This window comes from Bradyrhizobium sp. 192 (genome assembly GCF_023100965.1).
GTDB classification, from domain to species: domain Bacteria; phylum Pseudomonadota; class Alphaproteobacteria; order Rhizobiales; family Xanthobacteraceae; genus Bradyrhizobium; species Bradyrhizobium symbiodeficiens.
This window is the reverse complement of record NZ_CP064690.1, coordinates 681,056-705,154: the sequence shown is the minus strand read 5'-3', so window position 1 is coordinate 705,154 and position 24,099 is coordinate 681,056. Positions and strand designations below refer to the sequence as shown.

General features: G+C 66.2%; 18 protein-coding genes. 13 read left to right on the top strand and 5 right to left on the bottom strand.

From position 1 onward, the window contains the following. Positions 1–44 precede the first annotated feature (44 nt). From ubiE to dut, 4 genes are all read left to right on the top strand, one after another. Positions 45–806, top strand: coding sequence for a bifunctional demethylmenaquinone methyltransferase/2-methoxy-6-polyprenyl-1,4-benzoquinol methylase UbiE (gene ubiE / locus IVB24_RS03325; RefSeq protein WP_247772036.1), 762 nt, complete (start codon positions 45–47; stop codon positions 804–806). Further along, complete coding sequence (gene ubiB, locus IVB24_RS03320; protein ID WP_247772035.1) at positions 803–2,377, top strand: 2-polyprenylphenol 6-hydroxylase; 1,575 nt, start codon at positions 803–805, stop codon at positions 2,375–2,377. The genes ubiE and ubiB overlap by 4 nt, the downstream gene beginning before the upstream one ends. 66 nt (positions 2,378–2,443) lie before the next feature. Beyond that, on the top strand, positions 2,444–3,892 hold the full coding sequence (gene coaBC / locus IVB24_RS03315; RefSeq protein WP_247772034.1) for a bifunctional phosphopantothenoylcysteine decarboxylase/phosphopantothenate--cysteine ligase CoaBC: 1,449 nt from the start codon (positions 2,444–2,446) through the stop codon (positions 3,890–3,892). Continuing rightward, positions 3,889–4,347 carry a dUTP diphosphatase gene (dut, locus tag IVB24_RS03310; RefSeq protein WP_247772033.1) on the top strand — a complete coding sequence of 153 codons (459 nt, stop codon included), beginning with the start codon at positions 3,889–3,891 and terminating at the stop codon, positions 4,345–4,347. The genes coaBC and dut overlap by 4 nt, the downstream gene beginning before the upstream one ends. 64 nt (positions 4,348–4,411) lie before the next feature. Here the strand turns inward: dut and IVB24_RS03305 are convergent, their stop codons facing one another. Next, complete coding sequence (locus tag IVB24_RS03305; RefSeq protein ID WP_247772032.1) at positions 4,412–5,011, bottom strand: NADPH-dependent F420 reductase; 600 nt, start codon at positions 5,009–5,011, stop codon at positions 4,412–4,414. A 15-nt stretch (positions 5,012–5,026) separates the two neighbouring features. Continuing rightward, complete coding sequence (locus tag IVB24_RS03300; protein ID WP_247774278.1) at positions 5,027–5,761, bottom strand: SDR family oxidoreductase; 735 nt, start codon at positions 5,759–5,761, stop codon at positions 5,027–5,029. A gap of 266 nt (positions 5,762–6,027) precedes the next feature. Here IVB24_RS03300 and IVB24_RS03295 point away from each other — a divergent pair, with 266 nt between their 5' ends. The 9 genes from IVB24_RS03295 to IVB24_RS03255 all read left to right on the top strand — a co-directional run bounded on the left by IVB24_RS03295 (position 6,028) and on the right by IVB24_RS03255 (position 20,808). Continuing rightward, on the top strand, positions 6,028–6,924 hold the full coding sequence (locus tag IVB24_RS03295) for a LysR family transcriptional regulator (protein WP_247772031.1): 897 nt from the start codon (positions 6,028–6,030) through the stop codon (positions 6,922–6,924). Positions 6,925–7,126: 202 nt separating this feature from the next. Then, positions 7,127–9,631, top strand: a complete 2,505-nt coding sequence (locus IVB24_RS03290; protein WP_094976082.1) for a PAS domain-containing sensor histidine kinase — start codon at positions 7,127–7,129, stop codon at positions 9,629–9,631. Next, on the top strand, positions 9,628–11,160 hold the full coding sequence (gene tsaE / locus IVB24_RS03285) for a tRNA (adenosine(37)-N6)-threonylcarbamoyltransferase complex ATPase subunit type 1 TsaE (protein WP_247772030.1): 1,533 nt from the start codon (positions 9,628–9,630) through the stop codon (positions 11,158–11,160). The genes IVB24_RS03290 and tsaE overlap by 4 nt, the downstream gene beginning before the upstream one ends. Positions 11,161–11,245: 85 nt before the next feature. Continuing rightward, positions 11,246–11,563: a PilZ domain-containing protein gene (locus IVB24_RS03280; protein WP_091962288.1), complete on the top strand. Its 318-nt coding sequence runs from the start codon at positions 11,246–11,248 to the stop codon at positions 11,561–11,563. A gap of 117 nt (positions 11,564–11,680) precedes the next feature. Further along, a complete protein-coding gene (locus tag IVB24_RS03275) occupies positions 11,681–12,403 on the top strand; it encodes a nucleotidyltransferase family protein (RefSeq protein WP_094976080.1) in 723 nt (240 codons plus the stop codon). Positions 12,404–12,621: 218 nt separating this feature from the next. After that, positions 12,622–15,768 (top strand): double-strand break repair protein AddB, encoded by a 3,147-nt coding sequence (gene addB, locus IVB24_RS03270; RefSeq protein WP_247772029.1) that lies wholly within the window; start codon positions 12,622–12,624, stop codon positions 15,766–15,768. Next, entirely contained in the window at positions 15,762–19,271 is a 3,510-nt protein-coding gene (addA, locus tag IVB24_RS03265; RefSeq protein ID WP_247772028.1) for a double-strand break repair helicase AddA, read from the top strand. The genes addB and addA overlap by 7 nt, the downstream gene beginning before the upstream one ends. A gap of 67 nt (positions 19,272–19,338) precedes the next feature. After that, positions 19,339–19,659 carry a thioredoxin gene (trxA, locus tag IVB24_RS03260; protein ID WP_092027458.1) on the top strand — a complete coding sequence of 107 codons (321 nt, stop codon included), beginning with the start codon at positions 19,339–19,341 and terminating at the stop codon, positions 19,657–19,659. Between the two features lie 144 nt (positions 19,660–19,803). Continuing rightward, positions 19,804–20,808, top strand: a complete 1,005-nt coding sequence (locus IVB24_RS03255) for an ATP-dependent DNA ligase (RefSeq protein ID WP_247774277.1) — start codon at positions 19,804–19,806, stop codon at positions 20,806–20,808. Between the two features lie 107 nt (positions 20,809–20,915). Here IVB24_RS03255 and IVB24_RS03250 read toward each other — a convergent pair whose 3' ends face one another. The 3 genes from IVB24_RS03250 to accD are packed head-to-tail and all read right to left on the bottom strand — an operon-like array spanning position 20,916 to position 23,947. Further along, complete coding sequence (locus IVB24_RS03250) at positions 20,916–21,656, bottom strand: metallophosphoesterase family protein (RefSeq protein WP_166467652.1); 741 nt, start codon at positions 21,654–21,656, stop codon at positions 20,916–20,918. A 9-nt stretch (positions 21,657–21,665) separates the two neighbouring features. Then, complete coding sequence (locus tag IVB24_RS03245; RefSeq protein WP_247772027.1) at positions 21,666–23,009, bottom strand: folylpolyglutamate synthase/dihydrofolate synthase family protein; 1,344 nt, start codon at positions 23,007–23,009, stop codon at positions 21,666–21,668. Then, positions 23,006–23,947 carry an acetyl-CoA carboxylase, carboxyltransferase subunit beta gene (accD, locus tag IVB24_RS03240; RefSeq protein WP_166467650.1) on the bottom strand — a complete coding sequence of 314 codons (942 nt, stop codon included), beginning with the start codon at positions 23,945–23,947 and terminating at the stop codon, positions 23,006–23,008. The genes IVB24_RS03245 and accD overlap by 4 nt, the downstream gene beginning before the upstream one ends. Positions 23,948–24,099 lie beyond the last annotated feature (152 nt).

Here is a 24,099-nt window from a genome sequence, read left to right as displayed (position 1 = left end):
CCATTGCGGCGGGCGCGCTATGGTTCGCCCAGTGGAGTAGAGTAATGGATCGGCCGGGCGAAACCACGCATTTCGGCTTCAGGGACGTTCCCCTGGGGGACAAGCAGACGCTGGTGAACGATGTGTTTCGCAGCGTGGCGTCGCGCTATGATTTGATGAACGATTTGATGTCCGGTGGCCTGCACCGGGTCTGGAAGGACATCATGATCACGGCGCTCGACCCGCCGAGGGGCGACCGGCCGTTCGCGCTGCTCGACGTGGCCGGCGGCACCGGCGACATTTCGTTCCGCGCCGCCAAGGCCGCTGGTGCGGGCTTCCATGCCACCGTCTGCGACATCAACACCGACATGCTGGCGGTCGGCCGCGAGCGCGCCGCGAAGCGCCATCTCGAAACCCGGGTCGATTTCGTCGAGGGCAATGCCGAGGCGCTCGCCTTCGCCGATCGCAGCTTCGACGCATATACGATCGCTTTCGGCATTCGCAACGTGCCCCGGATCGATCTCGCGCTGCGCGAGGCCCATCGCGTGCTCAAGCCCGGCAGCCGCTTCCTGTGCCTGGAATTCTCCACCGTCGAGATGCCCGGGCTCGACCGGATCTACGACCTGTTCTCGTTCAAGGTGATCCCGCCGCTCGGCCGCATGATCACGGGCGATGCCGAGTCCTACCAATATCTCGTCGAGTCCATCCGCAAGTTTCCGAAACCCAACGCCTTCGCCGACATGATCCGCGACGCCGGCTTCGCCCGCGTCAGCTGGCAGACATTGTCGGGCGGAATCGTCGCACTGCATTCGGGCTGGCGTTTGTGATCTCTGCCTTCACCCACATTTCGCGCCTGATCCGCGCCGCGTTCGTGTTTGCCCGCGAGGGCGTGTTTGGCTCGGTCGATCCGAGCCTGGTGCCGCCGCCGGGACAGCTCGCGCTGAAGCTGGCGCGCCTGATCGAACGACGTGGCGTCAAGCACGGCCCGCGGATCGCGCGCGCGCTGACGCGGATGGGCCCGGCCTATCTCAAGCTCGGACAATTCCTGGCCACACGTCCCGACGTCGTCGGCGTGATCATGGCGCGCGACCTCGAAAGTCTCCAGGACCGCCTGCCGCCGTTTCCGCAGCACGAAGCGGAAGCCACGATCGCGACCTCGCTGGAGCGGCCGCTGAAAGACGTGTTTATCAGCTTCGGCCCCCCCGTCGCGGCCGCCTCGATCGCGCAGGTGCATCGCGGCGAAGTCTTGCACGACGGGATCCAAAAATCGGTCGCGGTCAAGGTGCTCAGGCCCAACGTGGCCGCGCGCTTCCGCCGCGATCTCTCCGACTTCTTCTTCGTCGCACACAAGGCCGAGACCTATTCGGCGGAAGCGCGCCGGCTGCGCCTCATCGAGGTCATCAACACCATGTCGCGCTCGGTCGCCATGGAGATGGACCTGCGGCTGGAAGCAGCCGCGCTGTCCGAGATGGCGGAGAACACGCGCGACGATCCTGATTTCCGCGTGCCTGATGTCGACTGGGACCGCACCACGCACAACGTGCTGACGATGGAGTGGATCGACGGCATCGCGCTGAACGATCACAAGCGCCTGGCGGAATCACAGGTCGACCTGCCCGATCTCGGCCGCAAGGTGATCCAGAGCTTCCTGCGGCACGCGCTGCGCGACGGCTTCTTCCACGCCGACATGCATCCGGGCAATCTGTTCCTGGATGACGCAGGACGACTCGTCGCGGTCGATTTCGGCATCATGGGCCGGCTCGGCATGAAGGAGCGGAGATTCCTCGCGGAGATCCTGCTCGGCTTCATCACCCGCGACTATCGCCGCGTCGCGGAAGTGCATTTCGAGGCGGGCTACGTGCCCGCGCATCACTCGGTCGAGAATTTCGCTCAGGCCATTCGCGCCATCGGCGAGCCGATCCACAACCGCACGGCGGAAGAGATCTCGATGGCGCGGCTCCTGACGCTGCTGCTCGAGGTCACCGGCCTGTTCGACATGACCACGCGGCCCGAGCTGATCCTGCTGCAGAAGACCATGGTGGTGGTCGAGGGCGTGGCGCGCGGCTTCGATCCCAAGCTCGACATCTGGAAGATCGCCGACCCCGTGGTGCGAGAATGGATCGAGCGCAATCTCGGCCCCATTGGCCGGGTGCAGGGCGCGCTCGCCGGGACCGGAGACATCGCGCGCGTGCTGATGCGCCTGCCCGAGATCGCCGAACGGTCGGTGAAGGTGCTGGAACAGCTCGAGACCATGACGCGCGAGGGCATCCGGCTGTCGCCCGAGAGCATCGCCGCGATGGGCCGCAGCGAGGGCCGCAAGAATCGCTGGCGCACCGTCGCGCTCTGGATCATCGCCGCGACCTTCATCGGGATCCTGATCGCCGTCAGAAATCTATGATTGCCGATGATTGCATTGCAATCGTGTGGATGATAGCATCGCCATCATTCACGCTGGAGTGGCGCTGTGGCAAGCCTGACCATCCGCAAGCTCGACGAACACGTCAAAACCTATCTTCGGCTGCGCTCGGCCAAGAACCGCAGGTCGGTCGAGGAAGAGGTCCGGGTCATCCTGCGGGAGCTGATCGAGGGCCGCGAGGAGCCGCTGACGCCCTTTGCAGCACCGCCTGCGGCATCCTCCGTCCCCACTCTCCAGCGCACCGGCGCCCTTCCCGAGGCCAGCGTCACCCTGATCATCGGCGGCGGCATCGCGGCCTATAAATCGCTCGACCTGATCCGAAGGCTGAAGGAGCGCCGCGTCGAGATCCGCTGCGTCCTGACCAAGGCGGCCCAGCAATTCGTCACGCCGCTGGCGGTGAGCGCGCTGTCGCATGAGCGTGTCTATACCGACCTGTTCGATCCCCAGAGCGAGTTCGACGCCGGCCATATCAGGCTCGCGCGCGACTGCGACCTGATCGTGGTGGCGCCGGCCACTGCCGACCTGATGGCGAAGATGGCGAACGGCCATGCCGACGATCTCGCCAGCGCGATCCTGCTCGCGACCAACCGCAAGGTGCTGCTGGCACCGGCAATGAACCCGTTGATGTGGGGCAATGCGGCGACGCGGCGCAACGTCGCGCAGCTGCAGCGCGACGGAGTGGTGCTGATCGGGCCCAATTCCGGCGAGATGGCGGAAGCGGGCGAGGCCGGCATCGGCCGCATGTCCGAGGCGATCGAGATCGCCAGTGCCGCCGAACGGCTGCTGCGGCCGCCGGTGCCGCGCCCGCTCGCCGGCAAGCGCGTGTTGATCACCGCGGGCCCGACCCACGAGCCGATCGATCCAGTGCGCTACATTGCCAACCGCTCCTCGGGCAAGCAGGGTTTTGCCATTGCCGCCGCGGCCCAGGCCGCCGGTGCCGAGGTGATTCTGGTGAGCGGCCCGGTCGATCTCGACGATCCCCAGGGCGTCACGGTCAAGCACGTCGAATCTGCGCGCCAGATGCTGGAGCAGGTGCAGGCCGCGCTTCCCGCCGACATCGCGATCTTCGCCGCCGCCGTCGCCGACTGGCGCGTTGCGAGCGAAGGCGAGCAGAAGCTGAAGAAGACCGCAGGCAGCATGCCACCGCTTCAGCTGGTCGAGAACCCCGACATCCTCGCCACCATTTCGAAGCTGACCGACCAGCGCCCGCCGCTGGTGATCGGCTTTGCCGCCGAGACCGAGCACCTGATCGATAACGCCAAGTCAAAACTTGCCCGCAAGGGCTGCGACTGGATCGTCGCCAATGACGTCTCGCCCGCCACCGGCGTGATGGGCGGCGACCGCAACACCGTGCACCTCATCAGCAAGAATGCTGAGAGGAACGGCGAGATCACAGTTGATTCTTGGCCGGTGATGACCAAGGAACAGGTCGCCATCGAGCTGGTCGCGCATGTCGCCAAGAGCGTGACCGGCAAATCCCGGGAGTCCGCATCTTGAGCACTGAGGTCACCGTCGAACTGCAGCAACTGGGCCACGCCGAAGGCCTGGCGCTGCCGGCCTATCAAACGGCTGACGCCGCAGGGCTCGATCTGATGGCCGCGGTGCCTGAGGGCGCGCCGATGACGCTCGCCCCCGGTCAATATGCGCTGGTGCCGACCGGCCTTGCGATCGCACTGCCGCCCGGGCACGAGGCGCAGGTGCGGCCGCGCTCGGGGCTTGCCGCCAAGCACGGCGTCACCGTGCTGAACTCGCCGGGCACGATCGACGCGGACTACCGCGGCGAGATCAAGGTGATCCTGATCAACCACGGTGCGGCTCCCTTCGTGATCAAGCGCGGCGAGCGCATCGCGCAGATGGTGATCGCGCCCGTGCTGCAGGCCGCGCTGGTTCCCGTGGCGACATTGTCGGCGACCGACCGCGGCGCCGGCGGCTTCGGCTCGACCGGGCGCTAGTTTCCGACCTCTCCCGCTTTCCTTGCGGGAGAGGTCAGTACTCTGGCAGTGGACAGCAAATCCGTTACTGCTCCTTTTTGAACATATCCTGGAAGATGAGCTGGCCCCAAATGCGGTTGCGTGCGTGCACCAGCGCGCCACCCTCGCTGAGCTTTCCCAGCTTGACGGGTGCGAACCCGAGTTGCTTGGCCAGGGCCGCCACGGGAGCGATCGCGTCCTCGTCGTCACCGGACAGAAAGACGACACGGTGACCGCCCTCGACGATCGGATCGGCGGCCAGGGTAGCCGCACCCAAGTGATTGAAGCCTTTCACGAGCTTGGCGCCGGTGAACGCCTTCGCGACGAAGGCGGAGGACGGGAGACCGTCCAGCTCCTCAAGGGGAAGCAATGCGTTCATCGCGTCGATGATCGTCTTGCCTTTCCAGTCCGGTAGGGCCTTCGCAACCTCGCGATGCTCCGCAAACGGGACCGCCAGGATGATCGTGTCGGCCTCGAGTGCATCCCGCAGCGACTTGGCGACGACCGCGGGTCCAATCCCCCGAGCCTGCGGTGCCAGCGTCTCGGGCGGCCGGCGGCTCGCGACGGTCACCTCGATGTTCTTGCGGGCGAAGGCCCGGGCCAGCGCCTGACCTATCTTGCCGAATCCTACAATCGCATAGCTCATGATATGTCTCCGATTTCAGATGGCCGAGAAGCCGCCGTCGACAGACAGCTCCAGCCCATTCACGAAGCTGGAATCGTCTGACGCCAGAAACAGCGCGGCCGTCGCGATTTCCTCGGGACGCCCCATTTTTCCGCGCGGGATCAGGGATTCGAACATCTGCTTCGCTTCCTCGGTGAGAACCTGGTCCTGCATCGGTGTGGCGATCGGCCCCGGGTGCAGCACATTCACCCGGATATTCCTGCCCTTCAGCTCGTTGAGCCACCCGCGTGCGAATGCGTGCAACGCCGCCTTGCTCGCCGCATACACGCTGTAACCGGGAAAGCCTTTCAGCGAAGCAACCGATCCGGTCATGAAGATCGATCCGCCGTCGTTGAACAGCGGCAACGCCTTTTGCACCGTGAACAGCGTGCCGCGCGTATTCAGGCCGAAGGTCGCATCGAAATGCTGCTCGGTAATCTCACCAAGTGGGACGGCGTCGCCCGTGCCGGCGCTCGCGTACAGCACGTCGATCTTGCCCTTGACCCGTTTGACCGTGTCGAACAGGCGGTCGAGGTCGTCGAGATTGGCCGCGTCGCCGCGCACGCCGGTCACGTTCCGGCCAATCAGCCTGACGGCCTCGTCGAGCGCCTCCTGCCTCCGGCCCGTGATGAACACATAGGCGCCTTCTTCCACGAAGCGCTTGGCGCTCGCCAGAGCCATGCCGCTCGATCCACCCGTGATGACTGCAACTTTACCTTCAAGCTTTCCCACAATTTCTCCTTTCGTGGTGTCGGGACAGCATCTGCCCCGGAGAACCGCGACATAGGTCCGCCTGAGCCCAGCGTTGAGTGCGAAAGCGCGCACATCGGTGGTGCGAAAACGATCCGGCTGAACGGCCGGCGCCCGCCGCGACGATCCGTGTCCGCCGTTCGGAATTGGGCCGCGCACGTCGATATGGGCTATCAGACCGCCCATCCTGCTGTACGATGCGTCGGTACGAGCGTTGGAAGGCGCACCGCGTGGTGCCGGATTGCACCATGATCGACTGGGATGACATTCGCTATTTCATTGCCGTGGCGCGCGGAGGCTCAGTGCGGGCTGCCGCCGAGGGCCTCGGGGTCAATCACTCGACCGTGCTGCGACGCATCGCCCAACTCGAGGAACGCCTCGGGGCGCAGATGTTCGAAAAGCTGCCTTCGGGCTACCGCCTGACGGCTGCGGGCGAGGAGGTGCTCGAGCTCGCGAACCAGATGGAAGCGTCGTCGCACCAGCTGGAGACGCGAATCTTCGGGCGCGACCAGAGCGTGCGCGGACTCCTGCGGGCGACGTTGGCACCGCCGCTGGCGACACACCTGCTGATGCCCGATTTCGTCGATTTCGCGCGTCTGCATCCTGATATCGAGATGGACATCCTGTCGTTCGGCGAGCTGGCAAATCTGACCAACCGGGAGGCCGACGTCGCGATCCGCGTCGTCTACGATCGCAAAACCCTGCCGCTCAATCTTCACGGCCTGAAGGGACCGGAGGTGTTCGGCGGCGTCTACATGTCGCGCGATCGACTAGCCGCGTTGCGGGCGGGCGCGGCTGACCCTGTCAGGTGGATCGTCATCAGCATTCATGGCATTCCGGATTGGGCCAGCGCGGGTGAGGTTCGCACCACCGGGGTTCCGTTCAGGGTCACGGACGCCGCGTCGCAGATCGTTGCCGTACGGCAAGGACTCGGGATCACGACATTGCCGTGCTTCGTCGGCGACGCCGACCCCCTGCTGGCGAGGGTGCCGGGCACCGAGCTGCATATGTACGGAACGCTCTGGCTTCTCACGCAGGGCGAGACGCGCAAGACGAAGCGCGTGCAGCTCTTCACGGAGTTCGTATCCCGCAGGCTCGCCGCGTACGCGCCACTTCTGGCGGGGCTATCCGTAGCGCGCGGCTGAGGCGCAGCTGGTCGCCGCGACGCTTCAGCCGAATCACCCGCACAATTACGTGGCCGGGAACCCCCCGCCCGGCATTTTTTTGGGGCCGCCTTTGCGTTCACGATCTGGACTCTTACCGGCGGAGTCACGGTGAGGGTATTGTCGTTTGATTCGCACGCGACGGGGGTCGCCGCGTGTAAATTCGTGCGGTCTTGGGGCAACTATGTCAGGCGTGATCGTGTCGATGCGTCGGACGCTGCTGTCGTGCACATCGCTCGTGCGCAACGGCCTGTTGGGAGGCGCTCTTGCAGCGCTGCTGCCGGCTGCGCCGGCCGAGGCGGCCGACCTCATCGACACCCTCTCCATCATGCTGGATTTCAACCGGCAGGAACTCGCGGTGCTCGCCACCGCGCTGGCCTTGCTCGGCTTCTCGGTGATGGCCGCGATCCTGTTGATGCGCACGCGCGTGCGCACTGCGAAGAACGAGGCGCGGCTGCGTGCCCGAATTGGGGAACTCCAGCTCCAGGCCGACCGCTTCGGCGCGCTGCTGTTCGCCGAGCCGCAAATCCTGATCTCCTGGCCCGCCGGCGACAACCGCGCGCAGATCTCCGGCGACGTCTCGCTGGTCCTGCCGCGCGACTCCTCGCCGCAACGCGTGCTCGCCTTCGGAACCTGGCTGCCGCCGGAACCCGCGCTCCAGATGGATCATGCCGTCGACGCGCTGCGTGACCGCGGCGACGGGTTCCAGCTGACACTGACGACCGCGCATGGCCACACGCTCGAGGCCATCGGCCGCGCCATCGGCGGCCAGGCCATTGTCCGGATTCGCGAACTCTCGGGGCTCCGCCGCGATCTGGCCGAGACCAACCTTCGCTACAACGCGCTTTCCGACGAGACCGAGATGCTGCGCGGCTTCGCCGCCAACGCACCCTGGCCGATCTGGGCCAAGGGCGAGAACGGCGCGCTGACCTACGCCAACCCGGCCTATGTCCGTGCCACCGAGGCGAACAACGTCACCGATGCGCAGGAGCGCAAGCTCGAGCTGCTCGACAGCGCCGACCGCACCGCGATGGAGCGGGGACTGAAGGACGCCGCCAATTTCAACGCGCGGCTGCCGATCGTGGTCCGCGGCGAGCGCCGAATCTACGACGTGCGCGCGGTCAATGTCGGCAGCGGCAGCGTCGGCGTCGCCATCGACGCCAGCGAGGCGGATGCGCTCAGCTCGGCGCTGGTGCGGATGGCGGAGGCGCATCGCCGTACGCTCGACCAGCTCTCCTCCGGCGTTGCCGTGTTCGACGGCCAGCGCCGGCTCGCCTTCTACAACGATTCCTACCGCCGGCTGTGGGACCTCGACCGCACCTTCCTCGACGCCAATCCTGATGATTCCAGCGTGCTGGATCAGCTCCGTGCTGCACGAAAACTGCCGGAGCAGCCCGACTTCCGCGCCTGGAAATCCAAGCTGCACGAGGCCTATCGCGCGGTCGAGACCACCAAGGACACCTGGTACCTGCCCGACGGCCGCGCGCTCTCGGTCGTCACCACGCCGAACCCGGAAGGCGGCGTCACCTATCTGTTCGACGACGTCACCGAGAGCCTCGAGCTCGCCCGCCGCTTCGACGGCATGATCCGCGTCCAGCGCGAGACGCTGGACAGCCTCGCCGAGGGCGTCGCGGTGTTCGGCAGCAACGGCAAGGCGCAATTGTTCAATCCGGCCTTCGTCCGGATGTGGAAGTTGTCGAGCGATGCCATGCGCGACGAGCCGCACATCCAGACGGTGGAGGGCTGGTGCCACCAGTTGTTCGACGACCCCGCGGTCTGGCGCCAGATCCGCGAGGCCGTCACCTCGATCGAGAGCCGCGCCGACGTGCCGCTGAAGCTGGAACGCAAGGACGGCAGCGTGCTCGACGGCATGATCCGCCCGCTGCATGACGGCGCCACCATGCTGACGTTCCAGGACATCACCGACACCGAGAACGTCGAGCGCGCGCTGCGCGAGCGCAACGAGGCGCTGGAGGCTGCCGACCAGATGAAGGTGGATTTCGTCCACCACGTCTCCTACGAGCTGCGCTCGCCGCTCACCACCATCATCGGCTTCGCGCATTTCCTCAGCGATCCCTCGACCGGGCCGCTGACGCCGAAACAGGCCGAATATCTCGACTACGTCACCAAATCGACCAACGCGCTGCTCGCGCTGACCAACAACATCCTCGATCTCGCCACCATCGACGCCGGCGCCATGAAGCTGGAACTCGGACCGGTCGACGTCAGCAAGGCCATCGAGCTCGCCGCCGAGGGCATCCAGGACCGGCTCGCCACCGACCGCATCCGTCTCAAGGTCGAGATCGCGCCCGATATCGGCAGCTTCTCCGGCGACGAGAAGCGCGTGGTGCAGGTGCTCTATAACCTCCTCGCCAACGCCGTCGGGTTTTCTCCACAGGATTCCACCGTCGGCATCAGCGCGCGGCGCACCGAACGCAGCGTGGTCTTCACCGTGACAGATTCCGGGCCTGGAATACCTGCCGACATGAAGGACAAGGTGTTCAACTGGTTCGAAAGCCGCTCGCAGGGCTCGCGTCACCGCGGCGCCGGGCTCGGCCTGTCGCTGGTGCGCTCCTTCGTCGAGCTGCATGGCGGCAACGTGCGGGTGGATTCGATCGTCGGCCGGGGCACGGTCGTGATCTGTGACTTCCCGACCGACCAGGCGGCGCATCGCGACGCCGCCGAATGAGCGCGCCCACCACATTCTCCGTCGCGCTTCACAACGAGACGGCCACCGCGCAATTGATGGCCGACCTCGCGCTGCTGGTCGGCCCCGGCGATGTCGTCACGCTCACCGGCGATCTCGGCGCGGGAAAGACCGCGGCCGCACGCGCGCTCATCCGCTACCTCGCCGGCGACGAGACGATGGAAGTGCCGAGCCCGACCTTTACGCTGGTGCAGGGCTACGAGCTGCCGCCGTTCCCGGTGGTGCACGCCGACCTCTACCGCGTCGAGGACGAGAGCGAGCTCGAGGAGATCGGGCTGTCACCGCTGCCCGATGCAACGCTCGTCCTGATCGAATGGCCGGAGCGTGCGCCGTCGGCGATGCCGCAAGATCGCATCGACATTTCGCTGACGCACCGCCCCGCACTGGGCTCGAACGCGCGCGCTGCCGACATCACCGGTCACGGCAAGAGCGCCGCCACGGTCGCGAGGCTGCAGGCCCTGCGTGAATTCCTCGATGCGTCCGGCTATCTCGAGTCGACGCGTCGGCGAATGGCCGGCGATGCCTCGACCCGATCCTATGCGCGGCTGCTGCGCGACGACGAGATCGTCATCCTCATGAACTTTCCGCAGCGCCCGGATGGTGCCGCGAAGTACAACGGGAAATCCTACAGCGCCGCGGTACATCTCGCCGAGAATGTAAAGCCCTTCGTCGCCATCGACGAAGGCCTGCGTGCGCAGGACATCTCGGCGCCGGCGATTTACCATTCCGACCTCGACCATGGCTTCCTGATCACCGAGGATTTCGGCAGCGAAAGCGTGGTCGAAGGCGACCCGCCACGCCCGATCGCCGAGCGCTACGAGGCCGCGACCGATGTGCTGGCCGCACTCCACGGCAAGACGCTGCCGGAAACACTGCCGCTGGCGGATCAGACCTACGCCATACCTGTCTTCGATACCGAGGCGCTGCTGATCGAGATCGGCCTGATGCCGGAATGGTACCTGCCCGATCGAAACGCGCCGCTGAGCGCGGCGGCGCGCTCGGAATTTTTCGCGATGTGGCGCGAGCTGCTGAAGAAGCCACAGTCCGCGCCGAAGACGTGGATCATCCGCGACTATCACTCGCCCAATCTGATCTGGCTTGGGGATCGCGCCGGCATCGCGCGCGTCGGCGTGATCGATTTTCAGGACGCCGTGCTCGGTCCGCAATCCTACGACGTGGTTTCGCTGCTTCAGGACGCCCGCATCGACGTGCCCGAGACCGTCGAGCTGACGCTGCTGTCGCGCTACATCAAGGCCCGGCGCGGCGCCGATGCCGGCTTCGATCCGGCCGGCTTCGCCGAGCTCTATGCCATCATGTCGGCACAGCGGAACACGCGCCTGCTCGGCACCTTCGCCCGCCTCAACCGCCGCGACGGTAAGCCGCATTATTTGCGTCACCAGCCGCGGATCTGGACCTATCTCCAGCGCTCGCTGGCACATCCCGCGCTGAGTTCGTTGCGCGACTGGTATCTCGCCAACGTGCCGGCGCCCCAAAGTCCGCCACAGGGCTGATTCGGGGGCCGATTTACCAGCTATTAGCCAAGACGCCGGTATTCTGGCGGCGAGGCAGCCGGATAAATACGGGGCTGGAGGTCAGATGGCGGTAAAGACGGACCAGCGCGGCAATAGCCGGGTTGTTTTCGAGCGCGGGATCTCGGCCCAGATGATGGGGATCGACGGCACCTGGCGGCGCGACTGCACCATGGAGGACGTCTCCGAGACCGGCGCCAAGCTGACCATCGACGGCTCGGTGGAGGGCCTCCATTTGAAAGAGTTCTTTCTGCTGCTGTCGTCCACTGGACTCGCGTACCGGCGCTGCGAACTGGCCTGGGTCAATGGCGACCAGATCGGCGTCAATTTCCTGAAAGTCGGCGACAAGAAGAAAAAGGCGCGTTCCACAGCCGTCGGGGCATGACGGCAGCACCCGTCGTACAACCGTCACGGCGGGTAGTTAAGGCGATTGAGATGCGGTGCGGCTGATCGAACCTCGTGTTAAGATTGCCGCGAACGTGAAAGGTCTGGAAAGCGAAGGATGTCCGTCAAACCGACCAAAGCCATGGTGCTCGCCGCAGGGTTCGGCCTGCGCATGCGTCCGTTGACGGACAAGATGCCGAAGCCGATGGTGCCGGTGGCCGGCCAGCCGCTGCTCGACCACGTGCTCGACAAGCTCGGCCAAGCCGGCGTGACCGAGGCCGTGGTCAACGTGCATTACCTGCCGGATCAGATCATCGACCATGTCGCAACGCGCCAGCTTCCGCGCGTGACGATTTCAGACGAGCGCGACCAGGTGCTCGGCACCGGCGGCGGCGTGGTCAAGGCGTTGCCGCTGCTCGGCGGTGCACCGTTCTACCACGTCAATTCCGACACGCTGTGGATCGACGGCGTGCGCTCCAATTTGACGCGGCTCGCTGAAAACTTCGACCCCGCGCGCATGGACATCCTGCTGCTGATGGCGCCGACCGCGACCAGCATCGGCTATAGCGGGCGCGGCGATTACGGCATGTTGCCCGACGGCGCCCTGCGCAAGCGCAAGGAAAAGGAAGTCGTTCCGTTCGTCTATGCCGGGGCCGCGATCCTGTCGCCATCGATCTTCGAAGGCGCGCCGCAGGGTGAGTTCTCGCTGACGAAGATGTTCGACCGTGCGGGCGAGCAGGAGCGGCTGTTCGGCCTCCGCCTCGACGGCGTCTGGATGCATGTCGGCACGCCCGACGCGGTCCACGCCGCGGAAGAGGCGTTCCTGGAGAGCGTGGCGTAACTCGCCTCGAACCCAGTGCCGTAGGGTGGGCGAAGCGAAGCGCGCCCACCATCTAAGCTGAAACTCGCGGCAGCCATGGTGGGCACGGCGCAAGTACGCCTTTGCCCACCCTACAGCACCTGTTCTAGCCCGGCGAACAGCGGGGAAGATCCCCCTGCACCCATATCCATTTGAGCCCGCGTCCCTATATTGGCGCCTGATCCCGAATCAGGCAGCTCATGCGCGTCTTCAGCGTCCCCATCTCAGTTCCCTTTCTGCGCACGGTCGTCACGGCTCTGCTCGACGGCCGGCTGGTCGAGGGATTCGAGGCGCGCAAGGAACCGGCGCGGCTGGCCGATGCCACGCTGTATCTGCCGACACGGCGCGCGATGCGCGTGGTCCGCGAGATCTTCCTCGACGAGATGAAGGCGGACGCGGTCGTGCTGCCTCGCATCGTCGCGCTCGGCGACATCGACGAGGACGAGCTCGCCTTCGCCGATGAAGGCGAGCAGTTCTCCGGCGCAACGCCGCTCGACATTCCGCCGCGGCTTGGCGAACTCGAACGACGGCTGACGCTGGCGCAACTGGTCGCGGCCTGGGCCAAGGGCCCGGTGCTGTCGCCGCTGGTGGTCGGCGGGCCCGCTTCGACGCTGGCTCTCGCAGCCGACCTCGCGCGGCTGATCGACGACATGGTGACGCGCGGCGTCGACTGGAGCGCGCTCGACGGCTTGGTGCCTGATAACCTCGATCGCTACTGGCAGCACTCGCTCGAATTCCTGCGTATCGCCCGCATCGCCTGGCCCGGTCATCTCGCCGAGATCAATCGGATCGAGCCCGCGGCGCGGCGCGATCTCCTGATCGCAGCGGAAGCCAAACGGCTGACGGCACATCCGACCGGCCCCGTGATCGCGGCGGGTTCGACCGGCTCGATGCCGGCGACCGCAAAATTCCTGCACGCAGTCGCCTCGCTGCCGCACGGCGCCGTGGTGCTGCCGGGCCTCGACACCGATCTCGACGACGACGCCTGGCGCAGCATTGGCGGTGTGCGTGATTCGCTCGGCAAGTTCGCGGAGCATCCGGCCTCGAACCATCCGCAATATGCCCTGCATGCGCTGCTGGATCGTTTCGGCATCAAGCGCAGTGACGTCGAGATCATCCGGCCGCCGGCAGACGGCGGCCGCGATCTGCTCGCATCCGAGTCGATGCGGCCCTCCGCCAAGACGGAAGTCTGGCACGACCGGCTGAAGCAGCCGGATGTCGCCGCAAAGATCGCGGGCGGCATGAAGAATCTCGCCGTCGTCGAAGCTCCCAATCCTGAGATGGAAGCGCTCGCTATTGCCATTGCGATGCGCGAGGCACGGCATCTCGACAAATCGGCGGCGCTGGTGACACCCGACCGCGCGCTGGCGCGGCGGGTGATGGCCGCACTCACGCGCTGGGATCTGGCGTTCGACGATTCCGGCGGCGACGTGCTGATGGAAACCTCTGCCGGCGTCTTTGCGCGCCTCGTAGCGGAAGCCGCGACCAAGGGGTTGGAGCCGCCGACGCTGCTGGCAATGCTGAAGCATCCGCTGTGCCGGCTCGGCCGGCTGCCTGGCGCATGGAAGGCGGCGATCGAGGACCTCGAGCTTGCAGTCCTGCGCGGCAGGCGCCCGCCTGCCTGCGCGGCTGGCCTCTTGCGCGAATTCAACCGTTTTCGCGAGGAGCTGGCCAAGCTGTGGCGCAGCGAGGTTTCCGCGCTCCACAAGGCCGAGCCCCGTGCGCGTCTCAAGGCCGAAGATCTCGATCGCATCCAGGCACTGATCGATGTCCTGCAGAAAGCGTTGGCGCCGATCGAGAGCCTCGCATCGTCAAAGCCATTCGACTTCGCCGAGCTCGCGCACCGGCACCGCGAGATCATGATCGAGCTGTCGCGCGACGAGCAGGGCCTTCCGCTGGCCTTCGAGGAGCGCGAAGGCCTCGCGCTTGCCGGCGCCTTCGACGATCTCCTGCGCGGCGGCACCACCAGCGGCTTGATGGTGGCGCTGCCGGACTATCCCGACGTCTTCCAGACCGCGTTCAGCGACCGCGCGGTGCGACGGCGCGACAAGCCAGGTGCGCGGCTGCAGATTTACGGACCGCTGGAATCGCGCCTGATGCAGGCCGACCGCATCATCGTCGGCGGGCTGATCGAAGGCGTCTGGCCGCCGGCGCCGCGCATCGATCCCTGGCTGAGCCGGCCGATGCGGCACGAGCTTGGTCTCGATCTTCCGGAGCGCCGCATCGGCCTCTCCGCACACGACTTCGCCCAGCTGCTTGGCGGCGGCGAGGTGATCCTCACCCATTCCGCCAAGGCCGGCGGCGCGCCGGCGGTGGCTTCGCGCTTCCTGCATCGGCTCGAGGCGGTTGCGGGCGACGATCGTTGGAAGGCGGCCGTTCGCGCCGGCGAGAAATATGTGCAATTCGCGGGCGCGCTGGACCAGCCGGGCGAGGTCAGGCCGATCAAGCAGCCCGAGCCGCGGCCGCCGCGGGCGACCCGGCCGCTCAGGATGTCGGTCACCTCAATCGAGGACTGGCTGCGCGATCCCTACACGATCTACGCCAAACACATCCTGCGACTCGACGCGCTCGATCCCGTCGACATGCCGCTGTCGGCCGCCGACCGCGGCTCGGCGATCCACGATGCGCTCGGCGAGTTCACGGAAACCTATGCCGCGCATCTGCCCGCCGATCCCGCACGCGTGCTGCGCGCGATCGGCGAAAAGTATTTTGCGCCGCTGATGGAGCGGCCCGAGGCGCGCGCGCTGTGGTGGCCACGCTTCCAGCGCATCGCGCGCTGGTTCGGCGAATGGGAGACGGTGCGCCGCGATGCAATCGAGGCGATCACGGCGGAGACCCGCGGTGAGATCTCGATCCCGCTCGACAGCGAACGCAGCTTCCGTCTTTCGGCGCGCGCCGATCGCATCGAGCGGCGCCGGGGCGGCGGCTATGCCATCCTCGACTACAAGACCGGACAGCCGCCGACGGGCAAGCAGGTCCGCATGGGGCTGTCACCGCAGCTCACGCTGGAAGCCGCGATCCTGCGCGAGGGCGGCTTCCCCGATATCGACGCGGGCGCCTCGGTGAGCCAGCTCGTCTACGTCCGCCTGAGCGGTAACAATCCGCCGGGGGAGGAACGCATCCTCGAGCTCAAGTACAAGCAGGGTGACGAGCCGCAGCCGCCGGACACAGCGGCCGCCGAAGCGCGCGCCAAACTGGAGGCGCTGATCCGCGCCTTCGACGACGAGAACCAGCCCTACACCTCGCTGAACCTGCCGATGTGGACCAACCGCTACGGCACTTATGACGATCTCGCCCGGATCAAGGAATGGTCGGCGGCCGGCGGCCTGGGGATCGAGGAATGGTGAAGCTGCCACGCCCCATTCCTGACGAGGTGCGCGCGCGGCAGGCGCGTGCATCCGATCCGACTGCGTCGGCGTTCGTGTCCGCCAATGCCGGCTCAGGCAAGACGCATGTGCTGGTGCAGCGGGTGATCCGCCTGCTGCTATCGGGCGTGCCGCCGGAAAAGATCCTCTGCATCACCTTCACCAAGGCGGCCGCCGCCAACATGGCCGAGCGCGTGTTCACCACGCTGGGACATTGGGTGACGCTGGACGATACCGGGCTCGACGCAGCGATCCGCGCGGTCGGCATCCCGCATCCCAGCGCGAAAATTCGCCGTGACGCGCGAAAACTGTTCGCCTGCGCGCTGGAAACACCGGGCGGGCTGAAGGTGCAGACCATCCACGCACTGTGCACGCGCCTGCTGCAGCAGTTTCCGTTCGAGGCCAACGTGCCCGCGCGCTTTGCCGTGATCGACGAGCGCGACCAGACCGACATGATGGAGCGCGCCAATCTGAAGGTGCTGCTGGAGGCCGCGCGCGCTCCCGACAGCGTCACCGGCCGCGCCTTGCTGACCGCGATGGCGAGCGCCGCCGACGTCACCTTCAAGGAGGTCGTGCGCGAAGCCTGTCTCAGCCGCGATCATTTCATGGCCTGGACGGATGAGGCCGGCAACGCCGAAGCGGCTGCTGCGCAGATGGCGGCGGCGCTGGGCGTTGATGCGAGCGACCGCATCGAGGACGTCGAGACGGACATTCTCGATGGTCCCTACCTGCCGCGCTCGCGCTGGGAGGACATCGCCTTTGCGCTGGAGGACGGCAGCAAGTCGGACAATGATCAGGCCTCCCGCCTTCGCGAGGCCAAGGTCTTTTCCGGCAGTGCGCAGGTCGATGCCTATCTCTGCGTTTTCCTTACCGACGAAAAGCTGCCGCGCAAGGCGGTTCTGACCAAGAAGTTTGGCGAGCACAACCCGTCCGTCGCCCGCCTGTTCGAGAACGAGGCGCAGCGCCTCGCCGGATTGATCGAGAAGCGCCGCGCCGTGACCATGCGCGACCGCACCGCGGCGCTGCTGCACATCGCGACCGCGGCGGCTGCGAACTATCGCCGCGAGAAGCAAGAGCGCGGCCTGCTGGACTACGATGACCTCATCGACAAGACGCTGGCGATGCTGAACCGCGTGTCTTCCGGCTGGGTGCATTACAAGCTCGACCGCGGCGTCGATCACGTCCTGATCGACGAAGCCCAGGACACCAGCCCGCGGCAATGGGACATCGTCGCCCACATCATCTCGGAATTCACGGCCGGCGAAGGCGCGCGCGACGGGCTGAACCGCACGGTCTTCGCGGTCGGCGACGAGAAGCAGTCGATCTTCTCGTTCCAGGGCGCTGACCCGCACGAATTCGACAAACGCAAGCGAGAGTTGGATCGCAGATTCAGGGCTGCCGGGCTGAAGTTCGACCCCGTCGCCTTCACTTACTCGTTCCGTTCGGGTGCTGCGATCCTGCATTCGGTCGACCACGTCTTCCGCGAACCCACGATCTACAAGAGCATCCATTCGATCGACGTCGGCCATCCCTTGCACAACTCGCTCAGCGATGCTGGTCCAAGCGTCGTCGAGCTCTGGGATCTCGCGGAAGCCGACGATCGGCAGGACATCGAGGGCTGGCGCGCGCCGTTCGACGGTGTTGCGGTCACCAGCCCTGAAGTCAAACTGGCGCGCCGCATCCAGACCGAGATCAAGCGGCTGGTCGAGAGCGGCACGCTGACAGGGCATGAGGGCGAGCGCCGGCCGCTGCGCTACGGCGACATGCTGATCCTGGTGCGACGGCGCGGCAATGCGTTCGACGCGGTGATCCAGGCGCTGAAGCATGCTGGCGTTCCCGTCGCCGGCGCCGACCGGCTGAAGCTGACCGAGCATATCGCGATCATCGACCTGATGAACCTCGCGGACGCGCTGCTGCTGCCGCAGGACGATCTCGCTCTGGCGGTGGCGCTGAAGAGCCCGCTGTTCGGCCTCGATGACGACGACCTGTTTCAATTGGCCCATGAGCGCAAGGGCTCGCTGCGCCGCGCACTCGGCGAGCATGCGGCCGGGAGCGAGAAGTTCGCTTCCGTGCTGCGGCGTCTGGAGGCCTGCGAGGCCCGTGCGCGCGAGGAGACGCCTTTCGCCTTCTACGCCTGGCTGTTAGGGGGCGACGGCGGCCGTGCGCGCATCCTGCGCCGGCTCGGCCATGAGGCCAATGACGCACTCGACGAATTCCTGGAGCTCGCGCTCAGCTGTGAGCGCAAGGCGCCGGCCTCGCTGCAGGGCTTCATGGCCTGGCTGCGCTCGGCCGACACCGAGGTGAAGCGCGACATGGAAATCTCGCGCGACGAGGTGCGGGTGATGACCGTGCACGGCGCCAAGGGGCTGGAAGCTTCGGTCGTGTTCATGGTCGACACCACCTCGTCGCCGGCGGATTCGCAGCGGGTCCGGCTGATCCACGTGCCGCGCGGCAATGGCGGCGAGGTCGTGGTCTGGGCCGGCCGTAAGGCAGACGACCCCAAGCCCGTCGCCGACGCGCGCAAGGCCATGCTCGAGGAGACCGAGGACGAATATCGCCGTCTGCTCTACGTCGCGATGACACGTGCGGCCGACCGCTTGATCGTCGGCGGCTGCATGCCCGGCAACATGAAGACTGTTCGCAAGCTGAGCTGGTACGATTTGGTCGACACCGGGCTCAAAGGCTCGGGCCTGGACAAGCAGGTGATCGAGACGCCGCTCGGCAAGGTGACCCGATTCGTCCGGCCGGAGGATGTCACCCCGCTGGGTATCCCGGCGGCGACCGTGGACCAGACGGTCGCGCTGCCGGCGTGGCTGCGGACACCGGCACCGAGCGAGCCCGTTGACGACGATCTGGTGCGTCCGTCCGGCCAGTCGGCGGAGGATGGCCGCAGCGTGCGGACAGGCGAATCAGTGCAGTCGCGCGCCCTCGCGTTGCAACGCGGCACGCTGGTGCACCGTCTGCTCCAATCCTTGCCTGATATCGCCGCGGAACGCCGCCGCGAGGCCTCGCTCGGCTTCATGGTGCGCAGCGCCACAGACTGGCTGGAAGCCGATTGCGCCGCTTTGGCCGACAAGGTTCTGGCCTTGATCACCGAACCGCGCTTTGCGCCAGTCTTTGCCGCCGGCAGCCGCGCCGAAGTCGCCATCGCCGGCCGGCTGGAGCGGCCGGGCCGGGCGCCGGCGCTGGTGTCGGGGCAGATCGACCGACTGGTCGTCCGTCCGGATGAGGTTCTGATCGTCGATTTCAAGACCAACCAGGCCGCGCCCAAAAGCGCGGCCGAGGCGCCCGCGGCCTACGTCCGGCAGCTTGCGCTGTACCGGGCGGTGCTGGCGCGGCTTTATCCCCAAAAGCCTGTCAGGGCCGTCCTGCTCTGGACCGAGGCCCTTGAATATATGGAGATTTCAGCCCCCGCGCTGGACGCGGCGCTGGCATCCCTTCATCTCGCTGTGAGCGTCCTTGACCCGGCAAGGGGCCGTTCATAGGTTGACGGCATGATCCCGGGCGCGATTCCCATCCGCGCCGATTCTTTCAACCGAACGAGGTACTCCCATGGCCGTTGGCAAGGTTTCTGACACCGATTTCGAAGCCGAAGTGCTCAAGGCGGACGGCCCCGTCGTCGTCGATTTCTGGGCCGAGTGGTGCGGTCCCTGCCGCATGATCGCGCCCGCCCTCGACGAGATCGCCGGCGCGATGGGCGACAAGGTCAAGATCGTGAAGCTCAACGTCGACGAGAGCCCGAAGACCGCCTCGAAGTACGGCGTGATGTCGATCCCGACCTTGATGATCTTCAAGGGCGGCGAGATGGCCTCCCGCCAGGTCGGCGCGGCGCCGAAGGCGAAGCTGCAGCAGTGGATCACCTCCGCGGTCTGATCGCCTCTCGCAAGTTTATTTTCGACAACGGCCGGCGAAAGCCGGCCGTTTTGCGTTGATGGGACGTGTCCAGCGTATGACGAGTCCCAGACCTTGCCTGCTCCTCCCGCAAAGCGCGCGCGCAAATCGACATCCCTCGTTGCGATGGAGGCGCGGTCGGTCGACGCGATTCCACGCGGCAAGGAATGGCAGTACGAGCCGAAATGGGATGGCTTTCGCTGCCTGCTGTCGCGCGACGGCAGCCACATTGACCTGCGCTCAAAATCCGGCGAGGACCTCGCGCGCTATTTCCCCGAGATCGTCGCCGCCGCGCTGAAGCTGAAAGCCGATCGTTTCACGCTCGACGGCGAGATCGTGGTTCCGCACGGCAAAAGCTTTTCCTTCGACGCGTTGCTGCAACGAATTCATCCTGCCGCGAGCCGCGTGAAAAAGCTCTCGCAGGAAACGCCGGCGCTCTATCTCACCTTCGATCTGCTCGCGACGGACAAACAGAAGCTTGCCGAGAGGCCACTCGGCGAACGGCGGCCGGCGCTGGGGGCTTTTGCGAAGGCCAATCTGAAGGGCAGCAGTTTCCATCTCTCACCGGCAACAACGAGCTACGCTATCGCGAAAAAATGGCTGGCTCAGTCCGGCGGCGGCTCGGACGGCGTCATCGCCAAGCGGATCGACCTGCCCTATCAGGCCGGAAATCGCGACGGCATGCAGAAGATCAAAAAATTTCGCAGCGCCGATTGCGTGGTCGGCGGCTTCCGCTACGCGACCAACAAGCTGGCCGGTCGAAAGGTGGTTGGCTCGCTGCTGCTCGGGCTCTACGACGATGGCGGCCTGCTGCACCATGTCGGATTCACCTCGGCGATCAAGGCGAACGAGAAGCCGGCGCTGACCGATCGGCTGGAGGCGCTGAACGGCGAGCCCGGCTTCACCGGCAACGCGCCGGGCGGACCGAGCCGCTGGTCGACCGAGCGTTCGGCCAAATGGTGCCCGCTCAAGCCGAAGCTGGTGATCGAGGTCTGCTACGATCATTTCAGCGGCGAGCGTTTTCGCCACGGCACCTCGATCCTGCGCTGGCGCCCAGACAAGGCACCGCGGCAATGCGGCTTCGATCAGCTGAAGCAGAAGGTGGCCGATCCGATGAAGCTGCTGAAGTGAGCAAAGTCGTAGCCCGGATGGAGCGCAGCGCAATCCGGGATTCTCGCCCAAGCAATAGCAGCCTCGGATTGCGCTGCGCTCCATCCGGGCTACCAAGCGAAAGACGCCTACTCTATCCATCCCGTTGCCAGCGCATTCGCCAACTCCGGCTGACCATTGCGCCGCGCCAGCGCCGCCATCGCCTCGTGATCATACGCAACATTTCGGAACGTCACCTGCCAGGCACCGTCGGCAAGTTCGAGGATCGCATAACGCGCGTGCGGCGTGCCGGCTTCGACGACATGCGGATACGGATGCTTGTCGCGATAGCCGGGGCTGCCGACGCTGCCGGGATTGACGATCAGCCGGCCATCGCGAAGCCGCACGGCGCGGGCGAGATGGGTGTGGGCGCACAGGATCAGGGATTGCGAGATGCCTTGCGCGAATTGCCCGATGCGGTCGAGCGGCGATAGTGCCACCGTGCCGTCGGGATGCACGGTATCGAGCCAATAGACCTCGTCGTTATCGGGCGTCGCGTGGCAGAGGAACACCTGCTCGCGAAACACCCGAATCATCGGCTGGGCGCGCAGCCAGTCCAGCTGCACGGCGTCGAGCGCGTCGTAGGCGGGGCGATCCCACGAGCCCATTTTCTCCGGCGGCCGGTCGAGCAGATAGCGGTCATGGTTGCCGAGCACGTGCACGGCGTCGAGCCGCATCAGCATCTCGACGGTGCGACGCGCATCGAGCGGGCCGCTCAGCATGTCGCCGAGATTGACGATGTCGGTGATATCAAGCGCGCGGATGTCTGCGAGCACCGCCTCCAGCGCGAGGTAGTTTCCGTGGACGTCGGCGATGGCAGCGAAGCGCATTGGCGGTCTCTATGCAGGAGGCGTGCCGTTGATCGCCAACACGGGGCCGGCCAGATACAGCGAGCCCGTGATCAGGATGCGCGGCGGCACCTCGTAGGCGAGCTTCGACAGGCCACGCAATGCGGCTTCGACGCCGGAGACCGTCTCGACGCGCATGCCGAGGCTGCGCGCGGCATCCGCAAGGCGATCGACCGGCATCGCGTTTTCAATGTCGGGAATCGGCACCGCGATGACGTGACGGGTGAGGCCGGCGAAATTGGCGAGGAACGCCTGCGCGTCCTTGTTGGCCATCATGCCCACAATTATCACCAGCGGCCGCGACACCCGCTCTTCGAGATCGCCTAGCGCCGCCGCGGCGACGCGGCCGCCCTCTACATTGTGCCCGCCGTCGAGCCAGATCTCCGAGCCTTGCGGCCCCCAGGACAGCAGCGTGCCCGAGGTGATGCGCTGCATCCGCGCCGGCCATTCGGCGCCGACGATACCAGCCTCGAACGCGGCGTGACTGATCTTGAAGATGGTGATGGCGCGCAGCGTCGCGATCGCAAGTCCGGCATTGTCGAACTGGTGGCGGCCGAACAGCCGCGGCGCCGTGAGATCCATCAGGCCGCGATCGTCCGAATAGACCAGCCGACCGTGCTCGACATTGACGTGCCAGCTCTCGTTCGCCGCAAACAGTGGCGCGCGCATGCGCTTGGCCTGCGCCTCGATCACAGCCAGGGCTTCGCTGGCCTGCTCGGCGCAGATCACGGGCACGCCGCGCTTGATGATCGCGGCCTTCTCGCCGGCGATCGACGTCAGGGTGTCCCCGAGAAAATCCATGTGATCCATGCTGACAGGCGTGATCACGCAGGCCGCCGGCGTGTCGACCACATTGGTCGAATCGAGCCGGCCGCCAAGGCCGACTTCGAGCAGCACGACGTCGGCCGGGTTCCGCGCAAACAAATGGAAGGCGGCCGCCGTCTTCAGCTCGAACAATGTCGCGGCTTCACCGGCATTGACGCGCTCGACCTCTTCCAGCGCGGCACGCAATTCGTCGTCACTGACGAGCACGCCGCCACCGGCGCGGCCGAGGCGGAAGCATTCGTTGATACGAACGAGATAGGGCGAGGTGTAGGCGTGCACACGCAGGCCTGCGGCCTCCAGCGTCGCGCGCAGATAAGCGAGCGTCGAGCCCTTGCCGTTGGTACCGGCGATGTGGATCACCGGCGGCAGCTTGCGTTCGGGGTGGCCGAGGCGCTCGAGCAGGCGGTGCATCCGCTCCAGCCCGAGGTCGATGCGTTTCTGATGCAGGACCGACAGCCGCCCGATCAATTCGCCGAGCGGCGTCTTCGCGCTGTCAGGGGATGCGTTCACGCGTGCGGCGCAGCCGGCGCCGTCTCGGCGACCGAGACGATCTGCGCCGGGCTGACCACCGGCTGCACCGACTTCGATGCAGTCTCCAGCGCCGGGGCCTTGGTCAGCAGGCGGCAGAGCCGCGCCAGGGTCGGGCGCAATTCATGGCGATGCACGACCATGTCGACCATGCCGTGCTCTTTCAGGTACTCGGCGCGCTGGAAACCTTCAGGCAGCTTCTCGCGGATGGTCTGCTCGATCACGCGGGCGCCGGCAAAACCGATCAGCGCGCCGGGCTCGGCGATCTGCACGTCGCCGAGCATCGCATAGGACGCGGTGACGCCGCCTGTGGTCGGATTGGTCAGCACGACGATATAGGGCAGCTTCGCCTCGCGCAGCATCTGCACCGCGACGGTCGTGCGCGGCATCTGCATCAGCGACAGGATGCCTTCCTGCATGCGCGCGCCGCCTGACGCCGCGAACACGATGAACGGCGACTTCTTCTCGACCGCAAGCTCGAGCCCGCGCACGAGGGCTTCGCCTGCGGCCATGCCGAGCGAGCCGCCCATGAAATCGAAATCCTGCACGGCGACGACAACGGCGGAGCCTTCGAGCTTGCCGTAGCCGACCTTGACCGCGTCGTTCAGATTGGTCCGGGCGCGCGCATCCTTGATGCGGTCGACGTATTTCTTCTCGTCACGGAACTTGAGCGGATCGGGCGTGACCTCGGGCAGCGCGACGTCGTACCAGGTCTCGTTGTCGAAGATCGACTTCAGACGCGCCACCGCGCCCATGCGCATGTGGTAGTTCGAGCCGGGGATGACGAACTGGTTGGCCTCGACGTCCTTGTAGAACACGAGCTGTCCGGAATCCGGGCACTTGATCCACAGATTCTCCGGCGTCTCCCGCCGCAGCATGTTGCGGATCTTCGGCCGGACCACGTTGGTAAGCCAGTTCATGGTTTGCTCCGATGTGCGAACCCGCCTCGCGGATCGCCTGAAGGGATATATGGCGACCGGGCCGCTGCCCGGCAAGCCGCCGTGTCGCCCGCCTTAGAGCATGATCCGGAAAAGTGTGACGCGGTTTTCCGACAAGATCATGCTCAAACTAA

Excerpts from the sequence above, each read along its gene's own strand:
- accD (WP_166467650.1), bottom strand. The coding sequence starts at position 23,947 with ATGAACTGGCTTACCAACGTGGTCCGGCCGAAGATCCGCAACATGCTG.
- IVB24_RS03305 (WP_247772032.1), bottom strand. The coding sequence starts at position 5,011 with ATGAGCTATGCGATTGTAGGATTCGGCAAGATAGGTCAGGCGCTGGCC.
- addB (WP_247772029.1), top strand. The coding sequence starts at position 12,622 with ATGCGCGTCTTCAGCGTCCCCATCTCAGTTCCCTTTCTGCGCACGGTC.
- addA (WP_247772028.1), top strand. The coding sequence starts at position 15,762 with ATGGTGAAGCTGCCACGCCCCATTCCTGACGAGGTGCGCGCGCGGCAG.
- IVB24_RS03295 (WP_247772031.1), top strand. The coding sequence starts at position 6,028 with ATGATCGACTGGGATGACATTCGCTATTTCATTGCCGTGGCGCGCGGA.
- ubiE (WP_247772036.1), top strand. The coding sequence starts at position 45 with ATGGATCGGCCGGGCGAAACCACGCATTTCGGCTTCAGGGACGTTCCC.
- IVB24_RS03250 (WP_166467652.1), bottom strand. The coding sequence starts at position 21,656 with ATGCGCTTCGCTGCCATCGCCGACGTCCACGGAAACTACCTCGCGCTG.
- IVB24_RS03275 (WP_094976080.1), top strand. The coding sequence starts at position 11,681 with ATGTCCGTCAAACCGACCAAAGCCATGGTGCTCGCCGCAGGGTTCGGC.
- IVB24_RS03290 (WP_094976082.1), top strand. The coding sequence starts at position 7,127 with ATGTCAGGCGTGATCGTGTCGATGCGTCGGACGCTGCTGTCGTGCACA.
- IVB24_RS03255 (WP_247774277.1), top strand. The coding sequence starts at position 19,804 with ATGGAGGCGCGGTCGGTCGACGCGATTCCACGCGGCAAGGAATGGCAG.
- tsaE (WP_247772030.1), top strand. The coding sequence starts at position 9,628 with ATGAGCGCGCCCACCACATTCTCCGTCGCGCTTCACAACGAGACGGCC.
- IVB24_RS03280 (WP_091962288.1), top strand. The coding sequence starts at position 11,246 with ATGGCGGTAAAGACGGACCAGCGCGGCAATAGCCGGGTTGTTTTCGAG.
- trxA (WP_092027458.1), top strand. The coding sequence starts at position 19,339 with ATGGCCGTTGGCAAGGTTTCTGACACCGATTTCGAAGCCGAAGTGCTC.